Raw genomic sequence first — 25,176 nt, forward strand, 5'->3', positions numbered from 1 at the left:
TAAAGGGTTTTTGCATCAATAGTGTGAACTTTTGAAAGATTGGGATTTTCCCTCAGATTGTGAGAGAACTTACCCAAAACTATACGCTGTCGAGGCAATTTATGTAGATGTCGTTCTACGTGCTATGAAGGGAACGATCAAACTTATAAAAATTACGGACATAATTACAAAAAACACTGGTAATTCCAAAATAAAACCATTCTCACCATAATAATGATGGGAATGGTAAAAAATTAGGAGACGCAACAGGAAAATTTAACTTGTGCAATTCTCACTCAACTTAAGATTGACTTGACTTAATACTCATTTTATCTAACACTTGAGTGATTTTGTTAGCTTTTTCGGGTTGGCGTTGTTTTTGCAATAAATCTTTAGCTTGTAGCAGGTTAGTTTTAGCTTCTTCTTCTCGCTCTTGCTGCATAAGAATATTGGCCAGACGCAAGTAAGCATCGGGATTTTTTGGACTTCGGCGAATCACTTCCCGGAATAATTCTGTTGCTTCCTCTACTTGGCCTTGCTGGTTTAGAACATCTCCCAAAAACAAGCGCACTACATCATTAGTAGAGTTGAGAGAAATTACTTTGCGAAATGCTGCTTCTGCACCTTGGTAATCTTTTGCTTGAGCAAGATTGATTCCTTTTTGAAACAAGTCTGAGGTAATCAAAGTTTTCCAAGCGAAATACCCTAGGATCGACAAACTCAAAATAACAGCGATCGCAGCGATAATAGAACTGGTAGGAAAGGTTTCTAGCATTGTCTAAGCCAAAAAGCAGGCGATAGGAAAAATCAGATATTCTATAAAAAAGAGTTTCCAGATAAATTGGTAGAATTGAGCGATCGCACTTTTATCTTGTAAGTCTACCGCCAAACTCCGCCACCACATCCAAACTAACAGACCCAAATGAGCAGTTATCAGAAAAATGGGGTTAATTGAGGCGATGTGTAACACTCCTACCAGAATTATCGCTAGATAACAGACAGTTATCACCCAAAGAGCTAGATTAAACACAGCTTGGGGCCCTAGTTTAATCGTGAAAGTATTAATATTGTAGAGGCGATCGCCTTCTATATCTGGGATATCTTTAAAGATTGCGATCGCCAAGGTAAACACCAAAATAAACAATGTCAGCACCCAAACCACAGGCGGAATTGTTTGGCTTTGTTTGAGTGCCCAACTGTAATGCAGATACAATCCTAAATTAACAATCGTGCCGCGTACCGAAAAAATACACAGCGCCGCCCAAAAGGGAAACTGTTTTAAACGAATTGGCGGTAAAGAATAAGCAGTACCAATGGCCAAACTAATTGCCACCATACCAAATAAGAATGGCCCAGTTAGCCACGCCACAACTAGCGCCAAAATCCCAGTAGACGCGACAATTAATTGCCCCATCTGTTGAGAAAACTCACCTGATGCCAACGGTAAATGAGGTTTATTAATCTTGTCAATATGAACATCTTCTAATTGATTCAACCCTACGATGTAAATATTGCCACATAGACAAGCAATCCATGCGCCGAAAACAGGGAGTAGGGAATAGGGAGTAGGGAATAGGGAATTAGTAGGATTACTAATGGCAATAGCAATTAAATACAAACTCAACACACTCAGACTTGTACCAATAATCGTGTGAGGGCGAGAGAATTTCCAGAAAGCGTATAACCAATGGAAATATGATTGAACAGGTTTGCGTGGCAAAGGGCTGTTTTGAGAACTCTGGCTCATGAGTACCTTAGATTCAGATTCCGGCTTATTGTTAACTCTGACTTTTCACAAAATTTGGAAAACCTGACTTCATTCCTCTCTCCTCCTGTTGAGAGACTTTGAATTTTCGCCATTCCCTACAAAAGTTGGGGCGCTAGGTTCCGCATTAACTTTTCCATATTGCATGAATTGTCAGATTGTTAACCATTGTCACAGAATTTGGTCATTAACAAGAGCTTTCGTAGGAGAGGTAGCGGTAGGCACATTTGGTCGTAACCCTACTCAAAAACCAGTTATACCTAGGGGACTAATAATTAACCTACCTTATGGAGTATCCGCTCAATCACGAAAAATCTGACAACCGATTATAAAAATCCCTCTTCTCGATATGCAATTCTGACTCTCGATGACGCTACAATCTATCAGAAAAGCAAAGAAATAGTTAAATTATGACAGCTAATTTGACACCTGTAGCGAAATTTGACTTTGTTACCGTGCTATCACAGGCGGCAGCTGCATATCGACGACAAAAAGATACACGCCCTATTGCTGAAAGATTAGTCAATGCGTTGCTACAATCAGAAAAATCTGCCAAGCAGGAACGGTTAACTTATCCCTTTGAGTCTCTTCTAGGTAAATGGCAACTTTGCTTTGCTACTGGCACTAAGAAAGCCAGAGAACACGGAGGAATTGTATTAGGTAAGGGTTTGTATGTACCCAAATTTATAAAAATCCATGTTTCCTTTGATGCTACTTTAGAACATGATTCGGATAGAGGCGAAATTTGTAATCAGGTTGAATTGGGGCCAGTTTTATTGAAGCTCACGGGGCCAGTGCAATATATAGGTAAGAAAAATTTATTGGCGTTTGATTTTAACCAAATGCTTATTAGTCTGTTTGGTCGTGTTGTTTACAACAGACCAATTCGTTCTGGTAAAGTTCAAACAGAAGATTTTTACAACCAACCGATAGCTCAATTACCCTTCTTTGCCTTCTTTTTAGTTACGAAAGATTTCATTGCCGCTCGTGGCCGTGGAGGAGGATTGGCATTTTGGATTCGAGAAACTTAAAAACACTTCATTTCACTTTTGCGCCAGCCATCAAACTGGACGACAACTAGACAAAATGCTGTGCATATTTACTACTTGTCCAATGACTGCGATCGCAGGCGCACCAAATCCAGTTTGCTCTACCTGTTCTACAATTGTCTTTAAAGTACCAATCAATTCTTCTTGTTCTGGGCGCGTACCCCAACGCACTAAAGCAATGGGCGTTTCTACATCCAACCCAGCTGCACTTAACTGTTCCACAATATAAGGCAGATTGTGAATTCCCATATAAATTACAATAGTTTCGGAACCGTGCGCGATCGCATTCCAATTCACTTTCGGTCTATACTTACCCGCCGCCTCGTGACCAGTTACAAATGTCACTGATGAGCTATAGAGCCGATGAGTCAAAGGTATACCTGAGTATGCCGCAGCCGCAATCCCCGATGTGATACCGGGCACAACTTCAGTTGATATCCCAGCGTTGACTAATTCTTCCATCTCTTCGCCACCACGACCAAAGATAAACGGATCGCCACCCTTTAACCGCACTACAATTGCATGATCCTGCGCTTTCTCAATCAGTAATTGAGTTGTTTCTTCCTGGAATAGCGAATGTTTCCCCCGGCGCTTACCAGCGTTAATTTGTTCGGCTTGGGGATTAATCATTGCCAGAATTGCCGGACTCACTAAGGCATCATAGATAACTACATCTGCACATTCCAACAAACCTTTTGCCTTCAAGGTTATTAGCCCTGGATCTCCTGGCCCCGCACCTACTAAATAAACCTTTCCCAAATACTCGTTCTCCTGTTTTTCTGTGCGGTTCATCTATCCGTTAAATCCCAAATAAGCTCGGCTAATTCTGCATTTGCTCCCAGTGGCTCTGCCAACTGGAAATTCACCGCAGAAAATTGTAATTTTAGCTCCTCTATGGAGGCCGCGATCGCATCGGTTATTCCACCAGCGAATAAAAAGTATGGCAAAATTGCAATTTCCTTATAACCAACAGCTACCAACTCTTTCACCCGTGATTCTAAACTAGGAGGCCCAGTCCAATAAGCAGCAACTGCTGACAAACTCGCCGCCATTGCTTCTACAGTTTCTTTGGAACCTGGGCGACGGCTACCATGAGCTAACAGAATCCATGCTTCTGCTTTAATAGTAGATATTTGCTTGGCCAGTAATTTCTCTAATTTGGGGTGAGAGCCTAAATGTGGCTGCAAGTCAATCATGATATTTTGACCAATAGCCTGTTGCGCTAGCGCTACTTCGGCGGGAATATCTGTCATAACATGGACTCCCGGCAACAGAAATAGCGGTACAATTTTGATGCTATTCTCGTTTTGAGATGGTTTGTGTAGTCCAACCCAGCGATCGCCAAAAGCGCTCTTGGCAAATTTTTGAATCTGCTCATGTAAAGGCTGAGGACTCATTTCTAAAGCAGCTATGCCAACCAAATGTTCACTACTTGATGGGTTGTAGTTGTTTGGTAATTTGTTGCATACCAGCTTTGCTAGTTGCTGCATAGCAACTTCTGGGCGGCGATCGCGACTTCCGTGAGATACTAGCAAATAGGCAGATGACATCGGCAAAGCTTGAACTCTCAGTGACTAATGTTCATATTTTACTTAATATTAAGCTGGTGGTAATAATTACTCTGGTGATTATCGAAACTATTATAAATTCCTAAATACAAGTATTTTAAATCACTTTTATATTCTTCCACTTCTGCTAGCGCTATTGTTCTTCAGCAGTGTAAGTATAAAATTGATCAAAAGCTCCCACCGTTTCAAATTTGTAAGAAGGTATCCAAGAATTTATTTTTAAATCTGTACGGTAAATGCTAAAAATCATAAAATTTTGTCTTTCTGTAGTCCTGGCAATAATTCCTTGGATTTGTGGGTTAGCTGAGTCAACCAACTTATCACAATTAAAATGGATTAAATTTTCTATAATATTCGTAGTTTTTTTGCATACATCGGTTTTTAAGTATTCCGTCAACCGTTGCACTGCATATTCTTCATATTCAACCTGACTGGGATTAGTCTTTGCCATTGTCACACCCAAGGCGGCGAGTCCTGCTGCTGCTCCAGTATATGCAATGATGGTTAGGGGTTTCATGTTTGCCAAGTAAAATACATTGTAATCGTTAGATTTCAGAGACTCTAAATCAACTGAGTCCGTTCCTTGAACACAAACTCTTGATCGTTTGCCAAATTATTGCTATAATTCGAATTGTTGAATGGCGAGCGTAGCCAAGTGGTTAAGGCAGTGGTTTGTGGTACCACCATTCGCGGGTTCGAGTCCCGTCGTTCGCCCTATATAATTTCATAGTGATCCATGATTCCTTATAGAAAGTGAGTTGTGGTTTTGAAAGATCATTACCATTACTTTAGCAAGTATCTGCTCTCTACAAGTTAATGATTTGAAAGAGCCGCAAATGCACTATGATTTATCAGATTATATTATAAGTAGTTTGATGTATATAAGCAAATCTACTTGCTTAATAAAAATTAAGTGTGTGATCTGCACTTATCTTTTACAATGCCTAAGCAACGCCAATAGTGGAGAAAGTTTGATTAGTAAATTGACTTAAATCGTCATTACGATTTTATCAAACTTAATAATCCTGATGCAGCAGTACGCGCAGTACAAGCAATTGTCTCTTCCAGCGAAGTCTACAGCAAAATCCTCGTCGAGGCGCGATTGTAGATGAAATAGCATTCTTTCGGCATTAGTCATCTTTGCTCTTACCGCTTTTATAATAAGTGATTACCTGGAAATGATATTACTTGTTAACCAATTTACTAGGATATCAACAATCATCAAAGTCGCAAAATAGAGTATCTATATCCATTATAAAAATCATTAATGACTTAAACAAGTTCAAAAAATATTTATTCACAAGTATTCTAGAGCTTGATTGCTAATAGTTAATATTATTGGGATGCTAATAATCAGATACATATAAATCCATGATATAGTTAGGATTAGATTCAGCAATTGAGGGACTGACATCTTGTGCCCCCAAAGGTGATAATGCAGTTATTTTCTAACATCTATCAAAAGAAATAAAAATTGTATTCCTTTAGTTAGAGTCAAAAATACTGAGTCATAGATACTTTAGGTAAAGAAGAACACGATTTAGGTGTCTGCTGAAAAGTTGATACTTATAGGTACACAGATAAATATGATTTATCTGTGTTATTTCGTGTTTGTATCTCGTGAAAAAAAGGTTGAGGCTTATTTGTCTCGCCTTGAAAGTTAACAATGCAAACATCGTCATCTAGTGGAGTTGCTATGTCTGAATTGCTTCAAGCAGTCTTAGATAGTGAAGAAAGAAGTGATTTGCGTTCCTTTCTTAGTGAATTACGCCAACAAGAAAAGAAGTACTTGCTGCGGAACGACATACTCAATGTATATAGTGAGTATTGCTCAAAGTCCCAGAAACCAGAGGCTTATTACACTACCTCTGAGTTAGGCAAACTGATTTACTATACTCAGGAAATTATTCAAGAAGATTCTAACTTCTGTTTTATCATCCGTTCGAAGATTGCTAGCCAAGAAGTTTATTGGTTGACATCAGACTTGAGCATTGAGCCGATGACCGTACAGGATTTACTTGATTTGCGCGATCGCTTGGTGAACAAATTTCATCCCAACGACGGCGACCTGCTAGAATTGGACTTCGGCCCATTTTACGACTACACCCCAATCATCCGCGACCCCAAAAATATTGGTAAAGGGGTACAATTTCTCAACCGCTATCTATCCAGCAAAATATTTCAAGACTCCAAGCAATTGCTGGACAGCCTATTAAATTTCTTGCGCTTGCACCATTACAACGGTGTCCAACTACTAATTAACGATCGCATTCAATCGCAGCAGCAACTTTCAGAGCAAGTTAAGAAAGCGATCGGCTTTGTTAATAATCGCCCCGAAGATGAACCCTACGAACAATTCCGCTTCCAATTACAGTCAATGGGTTTTGAGCCGGGTTGGGGTAACACCGCAGCACGCGTGCGGGAAACTTTAAATATTCTCGATGAATTGATTGATTCTGCCGACCCCCAGACCCTAGAAGCTTTCATTTCTCGTGTCCCGATGATTTTTAGAATCGTCTTAGTGTCGGCTCATGGCTGGTTTGGCCAAGAGGGAGTGTTGGGTCGTCCTGATACAGGCGGTCAGGTAGTTTACGTCCTTGACCAGGCTAAGAGCTTAGAGAAGCAGCTACAAGAAGATGTTTTGCTTGCGGGTTTAGAGAAATTAAATGTTGAGCCAAAAGTAATTATTCTTACCCGCTTGATTCCCAATAGTGATGGCACTCTTTGTAATCAACGGCTAGAAAAAGTCCACGGTACCGAAAATGCCTGGATTTTGCGAGTGCCTTTACGGGAATTTAATCCTAACATGACTCAAAACTGGATTTCCCGATTTGAGTTTTGGCCTTATCTAGAAACTTTCGCCATTGACTCAGAAAGAGAACTACGGGCAGAATTCCACGGCACACCTGACTTAATAGTTGGAAACTATACTGATGGGAATTTAATAGCATTTTTGCTGGCGCGACGGCTGAAAGTTACCCAATGCAATGTTGCCCATGCTTTGGAAAAATCCAAATACTTGTTCAGTAACCTTTACTGGCAAGAATTAGAGGATAAATATCATTTTTCATTGCAATTCACAGCTGACTTAATTGCGATGAATGCTGCCAATTTTGTTGTCAGCAGCACCTACCAAGAAATTGTGGGAACACCGGATAGTGTGGGACAGTACGAGTCTTACAAATGCTTCACGATGCCGGAGTTATACCATGTTACCAATGGCATTGAATTATTTAGTCCCAAATTTAATGTCGTACCGCCTGGAGTAAACGAAAATAATTACTTCCCCTACACCCGGACTAAAGATAGAGTTGAGAGCGATCGCCAACGCCTTGCAGAAACACTCTTTACTTTAGAAGATCCTACGCAAATATTTGGCAAACTTGATGATCCTAACAAGCGCCCCCTCTTCTCAATGGCGCGTCTTGACCACATCAAAAACCTCACAGGTTTAGCTGAATGTTATGGTCAAAGTAAAGAATTACAAGAGCATTGCAATTTAATTTTGGTGGCGGGTAAGTTACGTGTAGAGGAATCAGGCGACAACGAAGAACGTGACGAAATTATCAAACTCTACCAAATCATTGAGGAGTACAATCTCCACGGGAAGATTCGTTGGCTGGGTGTGCGCTTAACAAAAACTGATTCTGGTGAAATTTACCGAGTCATTGCCGATCATCAGGGAATTTTTGTACAACCAGCTTTATTTGAAGCTTTTGGTTTGACAATTTTAGAGTCGATGGTTTCAGGATTACCGACTTTTGCCACACAGTTTGGTGGGCCACTAGAGATTATTCAAGATAAGGTTAATGGCTTTTTGATTAACCCAACAAATTTAGATGAGACAGCCACAAAAATTGTGGACTTCATTACTAAATGCGAACAGAATCCTAACTATTGGAATGAAATTTCGCATCGAGGGATTGACCGAGTTTACAGCACCTATACTTGGAAAATTCATACTAGCAAGCTGTTATCATTAGCGCGGATTTATGGCTTCTGGAACTTTACCTCGAAGGAGAATCGGGAAGATTTGTTACGTTATCTTGAGGCTTTGTTCTATTTAATTTATAAGCCAAGAGCGCAACAACTATTAGAGCAGCATAAGTATCGGTAATTTGTCATTAGTCATTAGTCATTTGTTATGGTTAAGAACAAATGACTAAGTTGTCAAAGCCCGCCAAGTTCGTTGACCAACTATTCCATCTGTTCCTAAATTTTGCTGGTTTTGAAAGGCTTTGACAGCAGTTTCTGTCAGTGCGCCATAAATCCCATCCACTCTTACGGCATAACCGTTAGCCACTAATAGCCGTTGTAAGACTCTGACAGCAAGACCAGAGCTACCGAAATAAAGAGTCGGCATCGGTTGGCTACTAAACTTCTGGAAACGTCCTGTAGCCTTTGTGCGTACTTGAGCTACAGACTGAGAAGGCTTTTTAGACTTACCTAAGTTAGAAGAAGCTAGGAACTGATTATTTTTGCTGATTTTCTGAAGTATGTGTCCTTTCTCTAGTGCGATCGCTGAGGGAGAAGCCTGGGAAATCTCATCTGTCTGCATAAATTCAGGTGGTGTGACTTGAGCAGTTACCTCTGACTCATTCTGTTTTAACTGCTTTTCGTCATTTTCCATCTGAACTAATTGCTGTTGTGGCAAATTGGTTCCAAATGCTTGTCTTATTGTTAATACGCCCGTCATCATCAGGCCAATTTCAGTCATTGTAGTTCATTTTACTTTAACCAATATTTCTTTTAACTAACAACATTGCTGCTGTTCAGGATAATACATACTGACTAAACAAAAAAGTCATGTACTAATTTTTCAGATAATATTATCATGCTGGTATTTGCTCACCTCCAATTCCATCTAATGAGACTAATATTATTAGTTTTGTGCCTTTTTTATCTTCAATTAAGCCACTAACTTCTAAGATATGCTATTTAAATCAACGGTTTAGACAATAACATACTATATGATTCTCTGGGAATGCCATCAAAGAAATTTTTCTCGTTACCTTTGGCTCATGCTTGATATGCTGATGTTACTTTTAGCATATTTATGCTACCAGCAAAAATCCTGTGAATTCTCTGAGTCTGTTTTTTAAGCATTTATCAATGCAATATTTGACAATAATGATCAACTCTTGATTTTAAACAATTGGTCTTCCTTGATAGGAGATTATCAACTTTTTATTTTATATCGCAGGATACATGATGGTCGTTACACAATTCAATTATCTAGTTTTGTCACCTTCAATCTGGAAATATTCAGCGATGTTTCCTAAATATTTGCTTTGTAATTGAATTTATATGGCTCCTTCACCCTATTCTCAGAAAACACATACTTCGGCCTCAAGAAGATGAAACCGCACAACGTTGTTGTACGGTCTTGAATTTAAACTAGAGTTAAGACTACTACTTGACAAAGTTAGATGCTAGCAATGTAAATAATGTGTATACAATTCTCTGCTTAACCTGTGTTAATTTTTACAACATTTTTAAAGACGAGGAAAGGATGCACCTTATAAGCGCGTAGGTGTAGTTCACCCTGAGACATTGCTTAGTACGCTTAGTTGTGGATGTTGAAAAACTTTTTACCTTTTTTCATCTCGCCACAAAGCAATACCACCTAATAAACCAGTAATATTAGGGATGAGTTTTACATTTAAAGGTAGCTGGAAATTCACTCTTACAGCTTCACCACCGCCAATGTAAAGGTAATCATAATTGAACAGATGTTGTAAGGATGCGATCGCCTTTTCTAAACGCCTATTCCATCTTTTCTCACCAATTTTTTCTAACTCTGCACGCCCTAACTGCTGCTCAAAAGTCTCTCCTTTGCGAAATGGATGATGTCCCATTTCCATATTTGGTACTAACTTACCGTCTACAAATAAAGCTGAACCAAACCCTGTACCGAGAGTAATCACCAGTTCTACACCTTTACCTGCGATCGCACCAAACCCCTGCATGTCTGCATCATTAATCACCCGTACAGGCTTGTTTAAGTGTTTTAATAACGCTGTTTCCAAATCAAATCCAATCCAATCTGGATGCAAGTTTACCGCCGTTTCTGTGACTCCACAGCGAACCACGCCAGGAAAACCCACCGAAACACGATGAAATTCACCTTGAGCAGCAGCTAACACAACAATTGCATTAATTACAACGTCTGGTGTAGCAGGTTGAGGTGTATCTAAACGCGCTCTTTCTGTTACAGGACTTCCGGTAATATCTAAAACCATAGCCTTAACGCCACTACCACCAATATCAACCGATAGGGTACGAATCGATCCATTTTCTTCAACCATTGAGTTACATCCTTGTTAATGCTTGTTCTTTCGATATTATGCTCTGCTGTATGCGATCGGATTCGGATATTTGGAGAGTCTTTATATTGAGGGAAAAGTGGAAGAGATGAGTCTTCTACTCAACTTAGCGCCAGCAAGATTTGAGCAACTCATGTTTTAAGATTAAAGAATCTTCGTGGCTACCCTGCTCCTCACAGAGACGCTCCAGCCTGGAAAGTGCCAAGCCTATCGACAACCAAAGTTTACTTGTCCTGAATCTTGAGTAGTATATCAACACATTAGACGCACGACAACATCTAGATTTGCTAATGTAGAGATAATGGAAAGAGTACTGGCGTAGCTGCTTAAAATCTATCGGGCAACAAATTTCTATTAAAGTAATAATAAGAGAAAGAATTATGACGGCGTTTGAACCCCAAAGCATCCGCTCTTATAGCCAAGAAGATGTCCAACAAATTCTCCACTTAGCGATCGCTCGTCAAGCTAATGATAAAAATACAGAATTTTCTTATGAGCAGATATTAGAAATTGCTGCTGAGTTAGAAATTTCACCTGATTCTTTAAAATTAGCCGAGCGCGACTGGTTAGTACAACAAGGTCAAGCCCAACAGCGAAAAGCTTTTGACGCTTACCGGATTAGAAGATTTCAGAAGCGTCTAGGGAATTATGCAATTTTTAATGGCTTTTTTATACTGTTAAATTTACTAACTGGTGGCGGAATTTCTTGGTCGCTGTACATTTTGCTATTCTGCGCATTACCTGTAGGACTGGATGTATGGAATACTTTTCAAATCAAAGGCGAAGAGTATGAAATAGCATTCCAGAAGTGGAGTCGTAATCATCAGATTAAGAAAACCATCAGCACAGTTTTAAATAAGTGGTTTAAGGCATTACAGGCTTAGTAGATTTGCTTGGGTAAAGTAACTCTCTATAAACATCAGTAACTCAAAGAAAAACCCCGTATTAGAAACGGGGTAATATTTACCGCTACCTATAGGAATCCGGTTTGATTTCTGAAAATATACGTAGGATGTGTTAGCGACAGCGTAACGCATCAAACCCATGATCATAGTGCGTTACGAACTCCGTTCTAACACACTCTACATACCTAATTTTGTTCAAAAATCAAATAGTAATCCTATAGTCGTTTGTGATAAAGACTAAATAACGTGTAAAATTTTACACATTTTTATAATATAAACACCGGGCGATTGGAAATCGCGGCTATACAGACTGAACCCACCTGCGCGGGTTTTATAGAGTCCGCGCCGGACGAAAGTTTGTATAGCCCCAGACTTATAGTCTAAGGGCGATCTTGCTCCCGATTTAAACCTTCTGAAAATGCTAATTATGGTATTTACTTAAGTTTTTCGTAAGCAGCCAAAATAATTTTTTCGGTTTCTTCCCAACTAATACATTTATCAGTTACAGAAACTCCATATTTTAATTCTTCTTTATCGGTAATTGGTTGACTACCTTCATACAAATGTGATTCCAGCATCATGCCAACTATTGATGTATTACCATCTACTATTTGCTGAATAATATTTTCTAAAACAGCACCTTGTAATTTGTAATCTTTATTAGTATTTCCGTGGCTACAGTCGATAACAATTCTTGGTGGTAAATTTGCCTGTTTTAATTTATCTTCTACTAATTTGACATTTGCTGCATCAAAGTTGGGTTGACTACCACCTCTTAAAATTACGTGACCATAGCCATTCCCTTTAGTTTGAAAGACGCTGACTTGTCCGTTTTGATTAATTCCCAGAAAATTATGCGGGTTTCTAGCTGATTGTAGGGCATTCAAAGCTACTTGAATATTGCCATCAGTACCGTTTTTAAAACCCACAGGCATCGAGAGTCCACTTGCCATTTCACGGTGAGTTTGTGATTCGGTAGTGCGTGCCCCAATAGCAGACCATGTAATTAGTTCACTAATGTATTGAGGTATGATTGGATCTAGCGCTTCTGTACCCGCAGGTAATCCCAATTCTGTAATTTTTAATAACAGATCGCGTGCAATTAATAAACCTTTCTCTACATGGAAAGAATCATCCATATCTGGATCATTAATTAATCCTTTCCAACCGACGGTTGTTCTTGGCTTTTCAAAGTATACACGCATTATTAGTAGCAGTTTATCCTTAACTTGCTCAGACAACGCTTTCAACCTTTCAGAATATTCGAGCGCTGCTTTTGGGTCGTGGATTGAGCATGGTCCAACTACTATAAACTTTCTCCGATCCTGAAAATCCAGGATATCTTCTATTTCCTGTCTGTATGCTAAAACTCTTTGTTCGGCTAATTGTGTTAAAGGTAATTTTGATTTTATTTCATTGGGAGTTAATAAAATGCGATCGTTCTCAATGTTAGCGTTGTCGATATTACTATTAAATAATTTGTTGTGCATGGGGATGCTTTGGCAATTTTATATACGCACTTCAACTCAAAAGTGTAACACAAACCCATGAAATTTTAAAATAGCTTATTTTGTGCTTGACAAATTTCTAATTACACTGTATTTGAGTAAAGTAATAACTTAAAAAGGGGAGAATATTTCCCCCCTTTCTTTTTGCTATTGGATTACTGACTCAGTGTTAGTGTATATAATTACTGCCATACAAACACTTTAGCTTCGTATGGGCCCAAGTCAGTTATGATGCCATCATCACCAGATTCGACATCATAATTGCCTGTCCACTCGTGCCATGTACCAGCACTTGGAAAGTTAGGAACATGATAACCAGCTAGGAAGTTTTCTGAGAAATTTGCTATTACGACTACACGAGAACCTTCATCATTCCAACGAGTGTAAGCTAATACTTTTGCCTCTGGATTTTCATGGATAAAGTCAATATTTTCTGTGTAGAGAGCGTGATTACTTTTACGCAGGTTGGTTAAGCCTTTGTATGATTCAAATAAACTACGATTGAGATCGTTACCTAACAGTGTCCAATCAATTTTTGATGATTCGGGTTGTTTGGGTTTGTACTCACCAAATTCCTCTCCCATCCAAATCAAAGGTACACCAACAGCAGTCATTAGAATGGCTACTCCTAATTTAGCCCGTCTAAAGGCTTCTTCGTTAAAAATCTCACGGTTCCCCAATTCAACCATGAGATGGTTATGGTCATGGTTGGTGAGGTAATTTACTACATTGGTAGCACCTAAGAAGCCTTGGCGTTTGCAGTCAATAACATCTTTTAGACGCTCTAAATCAAATGTATCACCGCAGATATGTTCTAGAATGCAGTGATAGAAACTATCATGCCAGCAACCATCCATTGGCCCATCTACATTGGTAATGCTGGTAGTTTCAGGAATGTGTTCAGCAACATTATAAAAAGGCTTTGCACCAGCAGTTTTTTTGGCTTCCTGAACAATCCAGTGCATAAAGTCATAATTAGCAATTTGCCGTGCTGCATCATACCGAATACCATCAAGATGATATTCCTGAATCCAGAAACGGATTGCCTCACCAGTAAATTTCCAGGCTGGCTTAATATCTAATTTTTCGTCATAATGTTCATAATTAAACTCAGGCCCCCAGTTATTATCAGGGTCACGAGGTTCGTGATGATACCAATAATCGTGGTCAATTTGTGTTAAGGGTGCAGATGCTTCTGAGTGGTTATAAATACCGTCAAGAATTACACGAATTCCTCTGGCATGACACTCATCAATCAATTTTTTTAACTCAGCAGTAGAACCATAGCTTGATTCTGTTGCAAAGAAGTGGCGAGGATTATAACCCCAACTATAATCACCGGGATATTCTTTAAGTGGCATCAACTCAATAGCATTGACTCCTAGTTCACACAAATAATCTAACTTTTCAATGACGTGTTTGTATTTACCTCGTGCATAAGGATCATCCTCGCCGCCAGAAAAGTCACCAACGTGTAATTCATAAATTACTAATTCGTTGTCAGCAGGTAAAGGTTTATCATCATGTTGCCAGACATAGGTATCAGTAATCCTTTCGCCGTCTTTTACATGGATAACACTATCATCTTTTCCACTTAGTTCATCTATATCAGTTGCATAAGGGTCTGTAACATCAACCCATTGTTCTGGTTCAAAAAACCATGAATTTGACTGGATGCGAAATTTATATTTATAAACGCCGTCTTCTAGTTCAACACTTGTACGAAAATAGCCATCATCACCTTTTTCCATTGGTATTTCTTGCCAATCAGAAAAAGAACCAATTAATGCGGCTCCTTTGTTGTATGGTGCAAATAAATTAAATTCAATTGGCTTTGCCATAGAAGTGTTTGTAATATCAAGGGTTGATAGACGTATTCTCTGATGCTTAATTGAATTTGCAAATCGCTCTAGAGAAATAATTCTATAACTAGCGCTTCTATCTTGAGGATTAATTTATAAATATTTTGTAAAAACTACTATTTTTCGGCGATTTTTGACTGTTTATCGCATTTACTTTTAACCAATAAAACTACTAAAGCTAAAATGCTATTAATCAAGTTACAAAATTTATATAAATAAGTTAATGACTTTTTATGATTTTTTTTTAAATAGCAGATATTCAGTAAAAATAATATGTTTTTATCTAAATATCTGCTTGCTGTATCAGATTATTCAATTTTGCCGTTAGTTTGTTGCAAATAACTTAAAAACCAATTAGCCGCCGTTGCTCTACGAGTTTGCCGTGGCCCAAATTCACCAATTTTGTACCCTTTGAAACCCAGCTTTTCTTTTAGCATTTGTTTGTTTTCAGCAGGGATGGAACGAGTTAACTTCACTGTTGCAGGGCGAGATTCTATGAAATTTGGTGGTTGTGGGTACTCCTCTTGCCATTCTGGTGCAACTTGGCTAATGTCCCATTGTGCAGTTGAAGAATCATAGCGATAGCCTAAATAATGCCATAGCAACTGGTTGACTGTGGCATCATCAATTTTATCGTCAAGAATTGCCCAAATTGTTGCTGTATTGAGTGGTGGCAGGTTAGACATAAGCAATTCAAAATTCCAGATTGAAAAACGGACTACCAATTAATTAAATTCACAACTATTAACAGAGTAGTGAAAAACACTTTATCATTACTCTGCTACACTCCCAAAGATAGGGATAATTGCGATCGCACTTTCAGGACATGATGCTTGGAGTTAAAAACAGATTGTGTATACACAAACTAGGTAGACTGGGAATCGTAAAGATTTAGACCAGTCTATGCAGAATTCCACCACAGCACTGCCAAAAATCATCCGCGCCCATGTATTCATTTCTGGCCGAGTCCAAGGAGTGGGTTATCGCTATTCCACTGTCGAGACAGCTAGGCAGTTGGGATTAACCGGTTGGGTGCGAAATCTCCCTGATAATCGAGTAGAGGCAGTTTTTGAAGGGGCGCGAGAGGTTGTAGATGATATGGTTCGCTGGTGTCACTCTGGGCCGCCTGCTGCTGTAGTTAAAGATGTTGTGGTTGAATATGAAGTACCGGAAGGGTTGCGGGGATTTGAAGTTAAGCGGGTTGAGTAGAGAGTTATATCATATCTACTTAAAGACTTATCATGAAGACCGCAGGAGAAAAGAGCGTTTCCCGGTTTTTGCACAGATGACGCAGACAAATTCGCCAGATACAATTCTGGCTATTGCTAAACTTGCATATCAGGAAGGGAAGCAACTATATGAGTAAGGAACAGGAACAGCAGAATCTCTGTTAAAAGCGATCGCAAGCAAAATTTGAGCAAGTACTTTTACTATATCGTCAAGCGATCGCTAGCGATGGACTTTGCAATATGTGCTATTTGCTGCCCTCACAACAGGTAGCAGTAGCAATTATGAACCATTACTGCTCAACCACGAAATCATTACTCTCCCTTCAGCCTCTACATTAGCTATCCTCAGAAAAGGGATAATATGCCGCACCCTATTACTGGGAAGCTTTCACTCTACAAGGCGAATGGAAATAAAAGGTAAGAGAACAAAGAGGAAAGAGGTAATTTTTATCCCCCTACCCCTCTTCTCCCTGCTCCCTTCTCCCTGCCTCTTCATTGAGCAGATTTTTCTTCAGCTTTTCTTTATTTACCCAATGTTGCATTTTTTTAAACATCTGTTACATTACTTTACAGACAGTTACAACTGCTACAACACTTAAACTTTGGAGTTTTACTCATGACAGGTTTTAAGAACCCTGCACCTATCGTTTCAGAAGATCCTAATGCTGTGCGTTTTGGCTTCACTCCTCAAAGTGAAAATTGGAACGGTCGCCTTGCAATGATTGGTTTTTTATCTGCGATTTTGATTGAAGCTTTTTCAGGTCAAGGGTTACTCCATTTCTGGGGCATCCTCTAAATTGATTGTAGTAGGGGTACACGGCTGTCATTAGTGTTTACTTAGACAAAAACCCTTTTAAAACTTCATTTCCAGGTTAAACCTGGATGGGCTGTTACTGCTTACCGGCTTTGACTTTAAGTTCATATCAATGCACAGTTGCGACCCCCTACTAACCATCTATATTCCACACATATCATTCGTTGCTAATGTATGGCGGCTGTTGGGATTGGTGCAAAATACCAGATTTTTCCGGTTAAGCCAAAATATAAGTGAATAACTACTTTACATTGAATATGTATAGCTAAACCTCATGGAAATACCCCAACGCGTATCTGTCCGCTACAAAGACGCGTCCTTCAATAGCAACGAGATCCGCTTAAGAACCTTCCGGCTTGGGTTACAAATATGGGAAGAACAAACCAAACCGAGAAAAACAGAGCTTTATCAGTTTATATCGTCTTGCTTGAAACAAGTTGATCGGCAAGATCGTTTTATGTTTTCTCTACTGTTCATAGAATTAACAGATATGATCCGCAATTCTTCGCTGGAAAGGGGAACGAAAGAGGTTTTGATTAAAACAGCTTTTAGGGAGTTTGCTTGTGCCATAACAGACTTTGAAGACGTTGGCAAATAAAGTTAATCAGGGGGTGCTGGTATTCTGTAGGTGTAGTCCAACCCCAGCATCAGCCTAACTAATCGAGTAGGGTCTTTATAAGTAAGCAGCTTTCCAATCAGATTGGTTTTTTTGCTGAAGCTGAATGCGCGGATGGGTAGGTGTTGGAGAAGGGGTAACTAGAAAAATGGCTGAACTGTCCTATATGCAAGAATTTGATAGCGATACCTGTGGCGGGCTACGCCTACGCATTTCAATCTATCCGCGCACCTTATGGGGACTAGTTTTCAGCCATTTGCCTCTAGCCAAATCACAACTCATCGTGTTATCATTTCAGCATTCGCGCAACCGAACCTTGAAAACCAAATAGGGCAAAGCTTTCAGAAGCCAGCGATTGCAATTTATCAAAATCCCTATTAGGGATTGAAACTTGGTGCCATTCGGCATTTCTTACGCTCTGAAGATTGCAATTTATCAAAATCCCTATTAGGGATTGAAACTCTTCATCTGCTGCGATTGCGGGGGCTGGCACTATTGCAATTTATCAAAATCCCTATTAGGGATTGAAACGTCCCAGCGCCACCCGCAGGGACAGGAAACAAAAATTGCAATTTATCAAAATCCCTATTAGGGATTGAAACACTTCACCGTATTTGTCCTCCCACTCGCCCCAAACATTGCAATTTATCAAAATCCCTATTAGGGATTGAAACAAGGTGTTACATGAATTAAAAATCATCGTCAAACCTGGTAGATTGCAATTTATCAAAATCCCTATTAGGGATTGAAACTGGCAAGTGGGGGGATGAGCCTACTACTATTAGTCGATTGCAATTTATCAAAATCCCTATTAGGGATTGAAACATCTGATATTGCTTTGGCAATCATAGTCCTGCGATTATTGCAATTTATCAAAATCCCTATTAGGGATTGAAACCGGCAAAGAAAAAGTCCCCATCCGCCGGGATATCAAGATTGCAATTTATCAAAATCCCTATTAGGGATTGAAACTTAATCCCAGCTTTTAAGCAAGCCAGCCGGCGGCGGTGGATTGCAATTTATCAAAATCCCTATTAGGGATTGAAACCCTCTGTGATGTAAGCAGTGAAGTGTATCAAGCAAATTGCAATTTATCAAAATCCCTATTAGGGATTGAAACCAAAACTTGCAGCGTTCCAGATTACCAATGTTCAGATTGCAATTTATCAAAATCCCTATTAGGGATTGAAACGAATGAGAAAAGGGTGGACAAGTAGCCCACCCTAAACCATTATTTAATTAGTATTACTTGACGGGTGCTTCAGTAGCAGACTTACCAACAAGCATTGCGGTATTTTCATCGCTTTCGAGGATACCGAATTCAATCAACAACTCTTCTAACTCTTCCATCTCAATAGGAGTGGGGACAGAAAGCTTGTCGTTGTTGATAATCTTAGTAGCCAATGTCCGATATTCGTTACTTTGATTGCTATCTGGTGCATACTCGTTAACAGTCATCCGACGCAATTCTGCGTGTTGAACGATGTTGTCACGAGGTACGTAATGAATCATTTGGGTGTTCAAACGTTTTGCCAAGGTTTCGATTAAGTCGATTTCTCGGTCAACGTTACGGCTGTTACAAATCAAACCACCCAAGCGCACGCCGCCAGTGTGAGCATATTTGAGAACACCACGAGCGATGTTGTTAGCTGCATACATCGCCATCATTTCACCAGAGGTAACGATGTAGATTTCTTGTGCCTTGCCTTCACGGATAGGCATAGCAAAACCACCGCACACAACGTCACCTAATACGTCGTAACTTACAAAATCAACGTCTTTGTAAGCACCATTTTCTTCTAGGAAGTTGATAGCAGTGATGATACCACGACCAGCGCAACCTACACCGGGTTCAGGGCCACCAGACTCCACACAACGTACATCACGGAAACCTGTCAGCATTACTTCTTCGAGTTCAATATCTTCTACAGCGCCTCTTTCAGCAGCTAATTGAAGAACACTTGTTTGAGCTTTACTGTGTAGCATCAAACGGGTAGAGTCAGCTTTAGGGTCGCAACCGACAATTAGAATGCGTTGACCCATTTCAGCCATTGCTGCAAGGGTGTTTTGAGAGGTAGTAGATTTACCAATACCGCCTTTACCATAGAAAGCTATTTGTCTAATCTTTTCGTCAGCCATGGTTGTGTTTTCCTACAATGATTTAATTGATGGGTCGGAAGCTTGATATGAGATATTCACCCTTGGAACGTAGGGAAGTAGAGCCTGTTGGCGTTAACGTGTAGCAACTTGTCGCTAGACATCGCACCCCGACAAAAACAGCCAAAATCAGAACATATTTACCCACAAAGCGATAGCTCAAGTGATAGAAAATCTCTATCTCCTAATAACGAAGTCTTTAAAACCTTGACTTCAGCATTGTCAGTTGTTGTTACAAAATCCCAAATGGTTGCTCAAGCCTCAAGAGTGGTTGCAGCAGGAATTCAAACGAACGCAGATTTGTTCCCTGAACCACACAACCAACCAAATTGCAATCCACTCTAAATGGTCACTGCAACTTCTTTGATTTTGCTGATGTCAAATTGCCAAAAACTTCAATAGTGCTTATCGTTTCGTGATTGATACAGCAAGATAAATTTCAGCCTAAAAGTGGTAGCTATAGGTGCAATACTATAATGTTTGCACAGGCAATCTCTAACACTTTAGCTTAGATAATATCTAAGTGACTTTTGACAGTATGGTTTATGGCACCATTCTGCTTAGAGTTTTTGTTCCAAAAGTCATCAACTGCTTCAACTTAGTTTGCGGTTGAAAATGTTTGCTCCCACAAAACTAAGTTTGTAAATATTCTGTATTTCTATGGATTTGTCAGGCTGTACTAAGAGTCTTTCTTCCCAGACTCCAAGAGTAATTGCCTTTGGCGGGTAATGTTCTAGCTAGGTTAGCCAACTCTTATTGGCTCATACCCAGATAAATTTTGATTGACTTCAAGTTGTTACAAAGGCTACTATCCTACTCAATCTAGTTTTAGATTTTTGTTACAGAAATATGTAGCGAATTGAAGTGGACTTACCAGAGCAAAAAAAACTTTCTTGAGCTTGCCTCAAAATTATCTTGAAGTCTTTTTGTGCTTTCACTCGTTTTGATTCCTATAAAAACCATAACATACATCTCACTAATTTATTTGCAGAATCTGAAATTATTTATTTACTAGATAGAAGATTATCCTTACAATCTTTAATAGCCATAAGTTACACGCTCAAAGCTTGCCAATTATTTAAATTATTGTTCATAGTCAATATGTACAGTTAGATACTTTTGCTTATTTGATAAAAGTATTTAAAACTAATGTTTTATAACAAAAACACAATTTATTATTTTTCACTTCAAAATGTTGTCATGAAAGTAGATTCAATTAAGGTAAAAGCTAATAAGCTTTTAAAGATTGTCTCTTGCGTCTCGTTTCCAGCTAGAGGCTGGAAACGAGGTTTTAAAGGAGTTTTAGCTGAAGTTGATACCTGTGCAATTAGCGCTTGTGATGATTTCGCATAGCTTTATGAATCTTTTTCCAGCGTTCTTTCTCGGCTAGTTGCATCCTCTGGTCTTGTTTGCGGGTAAGGTAATCGAGTTCTTTTTCCAACTTTTGGTAGCTAAGAAACCTGGAATAATCAAGTTCTCCTTCAGCCAAAGCCTGCTGCACTACACAACCGGGTTCGTTATTATGCTGACAATTGCGAAAATGGCATTTTTGCGCCAAGGTTTCTATATCTGTAAAAGTTTCTTGCAAACCTTCGTCACTTGCCCAAATTTGGATTTCCCGCATTCCTGGCGTATCAATAATTAATCCGCCAGTAGAGAGCAAAATTAATTCACGATGAGTTGTTGTGTGTCTACCTCGGTCATCACCTCGCCGTACTGGTTGTACCATTTGCACAGATGTGCCTTGTAGTTGGTTAGTGATGGTGGATTTCCCAACACCAGAAGACCCCAACAAAGCAACTGTTTGTCCTGGTTGCAGGTAAGGTTTTAAGGCATCTAATCCTTGATGATTGGTGGCACTTAAAACTACAATTGGTACACCCAAAGCAACTGCTTCTACTTGTGCTAAGTACTCTTCTAGAGAGTTGCACAAATCTGCTTTGTTTAACACCACTACTGGATTTGCACCACTTTCCCAAGCCAGAATTAGATAACGTTCAACTCTTCTAGGGTTAAAATCGCCATCCAGCCCTGAGACTAAAAAAACTGTATCAATATTAGCTGCAACAATTTGTTCTTCTGTTTTACTACCCACCGTCTTGCGGGAGAATTTGCTTTTCCTGGGTAAAATCTCGTTGATGGTGGCTCGTCTTTCAGATTCTCTTACACTAATAACAACCCAATCTCCCACTGCTGGAAAGTCTTGTGGTTGGGAAGCCCGATGCCGCAATTTGCCTGCAACTTCTGCTGAAAGTTCTCCCTGTTCACTATAAAGGGTGTAAGTATTTCTGTATTCAATGGCAACCCTACCAACACTAAATCCTTGTAAGCGATAGGGTTCAAAGCTGCGAGCAAAAAAGTCACTCCAGCCTAAATAATCCAAATTCATTGATGTTTCCTCGATGTGTGCTACTTGTTTTGCACAAGGTTCCACAGAGGAGGACATTTCTATGCAGGGAAGCCCCCAGCACAATAATGTCTGTAAATTCTAGTTTTCAATTCCTGTAGGAAAGAGGACTGAACAAGAATCTCTGTGCCTTGTGTCCGTTGGGTTGGGATGGTCAAATTAACCCGGACTGCTAGCAACTCAGTCATAGTTCGTCCTCCTTATGTACTACAGTAAATAATCTACATTACTACATTAGCCTATTCCAGAAAATTCGTTTAAAAAGCAGATATAGCAATCTGATTTGATTTCTGTTCGCGCAGCGCAAGCGCGATAGGAAGGCAACAGGAAACAATTAAAAAGCCTATTTGAGCTATACTGATTTTTGAAAAAATCAAATATGAGTCCTATATTAAGCTTGCTTTGCTCTTAACTTTTAACTTCTGTCTTTTTCAAATAGCTCTTTGTCGCACCTGTGGCCCATCAAGTCCTTGTTTAATCCAACTCAGGCATTCGTATTCGGATTTGAATAATTTTGGAGCTGCAATATTATTCAATAACTCTGGTGGATAATGGTCATAAAAGCATTTGTCTCCTTCTTGGAAGATAATAATCAAATGGTTACGGTAAATATAGCGAGACTTAAAATAATCTCTCTGGTTCACAAAGTTTGAATTTTGATCGATATGTTCTTTGGCAATCTCAATGATATTGCTAACGCCATTTCCATAGATTCCTGCTGGGTTTTCTGCTTTATGAAATTGGCTTCTGCGACCAATTTCAGATAGCAGTTTATAAGAATAAATCTCGTAATTGTCAACTTTCCCAAAAACGAATGGAATGATGAGATATCCTTTGTAGGAGACTGAATTTTCATAAAGAAGACGACTCATCTTAACCTCCTTTGGCGTAACTGCTTTCAAAAAAATGCTTAAATTACATCCTATAAATCAATACTTTTCTTTTTAGATATATTTATGTATTACCTAAACCCTTATCACCATTTGACAAAAACGGCTATTACCGTTTTTGTCAAGAAGAAAGAAATATCAAGCATTAACAGAAAAGTACTGAAACATTAATTATCGCTCTTTTTTTATCACTAAACATTAGATATATTATAAAAGTTATAAATTTCATTCTGTGGGACTATTTCCTTTGATCTTTTCGCCTTGCCTTTCAAGACCATAAACTCAGTTGATTGGGGGGATGCTCAAGGTTATTCCAAGGTAAGGGTGGAACTGGTGTATCACTCTGTTCTAATAGCTGTTGAAAGTGACGCGCTATGTTAGGCGATCGCGCTTCTATTGGACAATGAACAAAGAAATAAATTCGCACTCCCGCCTGTAACCATTGCTGAATCTGCCTTACCCACTCTTCCATAAACGGCTGATTCACTGATAAATTTGGATGGGAAATAAACCGAATCAAGGTAAAAGGTGCTGTCACACTCAATTGCAACGGTAGTTTGGGTTTACGTCGTTCTGATTGCAACTGGGGGTCATCATCTCCAGTGTAAATGGGGCGCGAGTCTAAAAGTACCCGTCCTACCCCTAGCTTTTGCAAAAGCGCTGTCAAATTACTAGTATGGGGTTCTCTGAACCAGTCGGGATGACGAACTTCCAGGGCTAGGGGTGTGTCTGTGCGTGGCCAAGCTTCCAGAAAGCTAGTCAAATCGTCAAGTAATGCAGGTGCATAACTAGGTGGTAACTGGGCAAATATTGGCCCAAGACGCTTACCTAAAGGGCGCATCCCTTCCAGAAATTTTAAAGCCGCCGGAATATAAGGTTGTAGCAACCCTTGATGGGTAATATCTCGCGGTAATTTTAGACAAAATTCAAAACCTGCTGGTGTTTCGGCAGCCCAACGGGTAACTGTTTGTTGGTTAGGCACGGCATAAAAGGTGGTGTTACCTTCTACAGTGGTGAAGCGACGACTGTAGAGATGGAGAAAATCGGCGGTGCGAGTACCTTGGGGGTAAAGTTCGCCCACCCAACCTTTATATGCCCAAACAGCACAACCAATAAAAAAGTTCACAATGCCTCAAAGCCTTGATGTATCATATTCAATTTTACAGGTTGGTTGTAGGAATAGATGAGGCTAGGTCAGATTCCTGACTTACTTGGTACTAAAAGATTTGAAAGCTTTAAGTGCAAAAAAGGGCTTTGCTGGGTTGATGTAAGAAAACCTAACATCGATACAGAGTGTTAGGTTCCGTGTTGCTCAAACCAACAAAGCCTTAGATTTTTTTAAAGCTAAAAGTTTGTTGCTCCCGGCTTTGAAAAGACTTAACGACACTGGCGATATTTAACGTGATAAACCAACCCTCGGTGGGCAAGGTCAAAGGAGTCAACAGTTGCCATACCTTGACCACTGGCGGTCATCGCAGCATTTACCCGCATATTTACGCTGTCACCACAGCGTGACCAAACATCAGCCACAGTCACTAATTGATCGCGAACGTTGTAATCACTTTCGCCGTTAAATGTCCGAGAAAAAACAGGGCCACGCTGACCAGCAAAAAAGTACTCTGCTCTTAGTCTGCCAATTGTGCTAGGAGCAACATAGCCCCGATAATCAGCATCGTAGAGGGAAATTTGAAAGCCCTGGGGGACTTTAATCGGAATACTTAAGTTACAGTTTTTGCGTCTTTCTTCTGCTTTATTACCTACAGCTATAAACTTATCAAATAGAATACTTAGCTCTTGACCATCGGGGCTGACACTTACACTAGCAGATCCTTCAGGGCAGCCATTACCACCATATTCTGCACCTACAATTTCCACTTTGTCGTTAGCAAAAGCAGGGCCTACGGAAGCTGTTATCAGTGTAGCCGCAGCTAGAAAAGATTTGATAAAGTTGATAGATGTTGTCTTGAAATTTTGATTATTCATAACTCACCTGTTTTGAGTATTTGGATAGTGTTAGCTCCAAATTTGTTGCGGCTGATTCCAGAAAACTGATCGTTAAAGAAATCAGTATCAACCATATTTGAATTGGGATAAATCCCAT

23 protein-coding genes, 1 tRNA gene and 1 CRISPR repeat array are annotated in these 25,176 nt (G+C 39.6%); of the genes, 9 read left to right on the forward strand and 15 right to left on the reverse strand.

The window, feature by feature from the left end:
- Positions 1-280 precede the first annotated feature (280 nt).
- A complete protein-coding gene (locus tag V7K69_RS24305) occupies positions 281-754 on the reverse strand; it encodes a tetratricopeptide repeat protein (RefSeq protein ID WP_179072188.1) in 474 nt (157 codons plus the stop codon).
- A gap of 3 nt (positions 755-757) precedes the next feature.
- The gene (locus V7K69_RS24310; protein WP_335039079.1) at positions 758-1,726 is read right to left on the reverse strand and encodes a homogentisate phytyltransferase; all 969 of its coding nucleotides are present in this window, start codon (positions 1,724-1,726) and stop codon (positions 758-760) included.
- Positions 1,727-2,154: 428 nt separating this feature from the next.
- Here V7K69_RS24310 and V7K69_RS24315 point away from each other — a divergent pair, with 428 nt between their 5' ends.
- On the forward strand, positions 2,155-2,775 hold the full coding sequence (locus tag V7K69_RS24315) for a hypothetical protein (RefSeq protein ID WP_335039081.1): 621 nt from the start codon (positions 2,155-2,157) through the stop codon (positions 2,773-2,775).
- A gap of 30 nt (positions 2,776-2,805) precedes the next feature.
- Here V7K69_RS24315 and cobA read toward each other — a convergent pair whose 3' ends face one another.
- The 3 genes from cobA to V7K69_RS24330 all read right to left on the reverse strand — a co-directional run bounded on the left by cobA (position 2,806) and on the right by V7K69_RS24330 (position 4,878).
- A complete protein-coding gene (gene cobA, locus V7K69_RS24320; protein ID WP_335039083.1) occupies positions 2,806-3,585 on the reverse strand; it encodes a uroporphyrinogen-III C-methyltransferase in 780 nt (259 codons plus the stop codon).
- Complete coding sequence (locus V7K69_RS24325) at positions 3,582-4,343, reverse strand: sirohydrochlorin chelatase (protein ID WP_335039086.1); 762 nt, start codon at positions 4,341-4,343, stop codon at positions 3,582-3,584. Before V7K69_RS24325 ends, cobA begins: the two co-directional genes overlap by 4 nt.
- A 151-nt stretch (positions 4,344-4,494) precedes the next feature.
- Positions 4,495-4,878: a DUF4359 domain-containing protein gene (locus V7K69_RS24330; RefSeq protein WP_114085803.1), complete on the reverse strand. Its 384-nt coding sequence runs from the start codon at positions 4,876-4,878 to the stop codon at positions 4,495-4,497.
- A 124-nt stretch (positions 4,879-5,002) separates the two neighbouring features.
- Here V7K69_RS24330 and V7K69_RS24335 point away from each other — a divergent pair.
- Both V7K69_RS24335 and V7K69_RS24340 read left to right on the forward strand, forming a co-directional pair.
- Positions 5,003-5,075 (forward strand) — tRNA-His (locus V7K69_RS24335).
- A gap of 982 nt (positions 5,076-6,057) precedes the next feature.
- A complete protein-coding gene (locus V7K69_RS24340) occupies positions 6,058-8,478 on the forward strand; it encodes a sucrose synthase (protein WP_335039132.1) in 2,421 nt (806 codons plus the stop codon).
- A gap of 45 nt (positions 8,479-8,523) precedes the next feature.
- Here the strand turns inward: V7K69_RS24340 and V7K69_RS24345 are convergent, their stop codons facing one another.
- Together V7K69_RS24345 and V7K69_RS24350 are read right to left on the reverse strand one after the other, a co-directional pair.
- A complete protein-coding gene (locus V7K69_RS24345; RefSeq protein WP_335039089.1) occupies positions 8,524-9,078 on the reverse strand; it encodes a peptidoglycan-binding domain-containing protein in 555 nt (184 codons plus the stop codon).
- Between the two features lie 874 nt (positions 9,079-9,952).
- The gene (locus V7K69_RS24350) at positions 9,953-10,669 is read right to left on the reverse strand and encodes an ROK family protein (RefSeq protein ID WP_185581651.1); all 717 of its coding nucleotides are present in this window, start codon (positions 10,667-10,669) and stop codon (positions 9,953-9,955) included.
- A 398-nt stretch (positions 10,670-11,067) separates the two neighbouring features.
- On the opposite strand from V7K69_RS24350, the gene V7K69_RS24355 reads away from it, so the two are divergent.
- Positions 11,068-11,571 (forward strand): 2TM domain-containing protein, encoded by a 504-nt coding sequence (locus tag V7K69_RS24355; RefSeq protein WP_335039091.1) that lies wholly within the window; start codon positions 11,068-11,070, stop codon positions 11,569-11,571.
- Positions 11,572-12,026: 455 nt separating this feature from the next.
- Here the strand turns inward: V7K69_RS24355 and V7K69_RS24360 are convergent, their stop codons facing one another.
- From V7K69_RS24360 to V7K69_RS24370, 3 genes are all read right to left on the reverse strand, one after another.
- The gene (locus tag V7K69_RS24360; RefSeq protein ID WP_335039094.1) at positions 12,027-13,082 is read right to left on the reverse strand and encodes a 3-deoxy-7-phosphoheptulonate synthase; all 1,056 of its coding nucleotides are present in this window, start codon (positions 13,080-13,082) and stop codon (positions 12,027-12,029) included.
- A 200-nt stretch (positions 13,083-13,282) separates the two neighbouring features.
- Positions 13,283-14,941, reverse strand: a complete 1,659-nt coding sequence (locus tag V7K69_RS24365; RefSeq protein WP_335039096.1) for an alpha-amylase family glycosyl hydrolase — start codon at positions 14,939-14,941, stop codon at positions 13,283-13,285.
- 329 nt (positions 14,942-15,270) lie between these two features.
- The gene (locus V7K69_RS24370) at positions 15,271-15,648 is read right to left on the reverse strand and encodes a DUF1823 family protein (protein WP_012407780.1); all 378 of its coding nucleotides are present in this window, start codon (positions 15,646-15,648) and stop codon (positions 15,271-15,273) included.
- 217 nt (positions 15,649-15,865) lie between these two features.
- On the opposite strand from V7K69_RS24370, the gene V7K69_RS24375 reads away from it, so the two are divergent.
- From V7K69_RS24375 to V7K69_RS24390, 4 genes are all read left to right on the forward strand, one after another.
- Positions 15,866-16,171 carry an acylphosphatase gene (locus V7K69_RS24375; RefSeq protein WP_335039100.1) on the forward strand — a complete coding sequence of 102 codons (306 nt, stop codon included), beginning with the start codon at positions 15,866-15,868 and terminating at the stop codon, positions 16,169-16,171.
- Between the two features lie 636 nt (positions 16,172-16,807).
- Entirely contained in the window at positions 16,808-16,987 is a 180-nt protein-coding gene (locus V7K69_RS24380; protein WP_012407782.1) for a chlorophyll a/b-binding protein, read from the forward strand.
- Between the two features lie 292 nt (positions 16,988-17,279).
- Positions 17,280-17,603, forward strand: coding sequence for a hypothetical protein (locus V7K69_RS24385; protein WP_114080697.1), 324 nt, complete (start codon positions 17,280-17,282; stop codon positions 17,601-17,603).
- Between the two features lie 166 nt (positions 17,604-17,769).
- Complete coding sequence (locus V7K69_RS24390; RefSeq protein WP_335039103.1) at positions 17,770-17,952, forward strand: hypothetical protein; 183 nt, start codon at positions 17,770-17,772, stop codon at positions 17,950-17,952.
- 23 nt (positions 17,953-17,975) lie between these two features.
- Positions 17,976-18,813: direct repeats of the CRISPR family, unit length 37 nt; unit sequence ATTGCAATTTATCAAAATCCCTATTAGGGATTGAAAC.
- A 53-nt stretch (positions 18,814-18,866) separates the two neighbouring features.
- Here the strand turns inward: V7K69_RS24390 and nifH are convergent.
- Positions 18,867-19,760: a nitrogenase iron protein gene (gene nifH / locus V7K69_RS24395; RefSeq protein ID WP_335039105.1), complete on the reverse strand. Its 894-nt coding sequence runs from the start codon at positions 19,758-19,760 to the stop codon at positions 18,867-18,869.
- A gap of 87 nt (positions 19,761-19,847) precedes the next feature.
- Between nifH and V7K69_RS24400 the strand changes: the two genes are divergently transcribed.
- Entirely contained in the window at positions 19,848-20,123 is a 276-nt protein-coding gene (locus V7K69_RS24400; RefSeq protein WP_335039107.1) for a hypothetical protein, read from the forward strand.
- A 982-nt stretch (positions 20,124-21,105) separates the two neighbouring features.
- Here the strand turns inward: V7K69_RS24400 and rsgA are convergent.
- From rsgA to V7K69_RS24420, 4 genes are all read right to left on the reverse strand, one after another.
- Complete coding sequence (gene rsgA, locus V7K69_RS24405; RefSeq protein ID WP_335039109.1) at positions 21,106-22,167, reverse strand: ribosome small subunit-dependent GTPase A; 1,062 nt, start codon at positions 22,165-22,167, stop codon at positions 21,106-21,108.
- A 449-nt stretch (positions 22,168-22,616) separates the two neighbouring features.
- On the reverse strand, positions 22,617-23,057 hold the full coding sequence (locus tag V7K69_RS24410; protein WP_335039111.1) for a hypothetical protein: 441 nt from the start codon (positions 23,055-23,057) through the stop codon (positions 22,617-22,619).
- A gap of 286 nt (positions 23,058-23,343) precedes the next feature.
- Positions 23,344-24,201: a DUF72 domain-containing protein gene (locus tag V7K69_RS24415; RefSeq protein WP_335039113.1), complete on the reverse strand. Its 858-nt coding sequence runs from the start codon at positions 24,199-24,201 to the stop codon at positions 23,344-23,346.
- A gap of 251 nt (positions 24,202-24,452) precedes the next feature.
- The gene (locus V7K69_RS24420) at positions 24,453-25,058 is read right to left on the reverse strand and encodes a DUF4360 domain-containing protein (protein WP_012407788.1); all 606 of its coding nucleotides are present in this window, start codon (positions 25,056-25,058) and stop codon (positions 24,453-24,455) included.
- Between the last annotated feature and the right edge of the window lie 118 nt (positions 25,059-25,176).

The organism is Nostoc sp., assembly GCF_036917775.1.
Taxonomy (GTDB): Bacteria; Cyanobacteriota; Cyanobacteriia; order Cyanobacteriales; family Nostocaceae; genus Nostoc.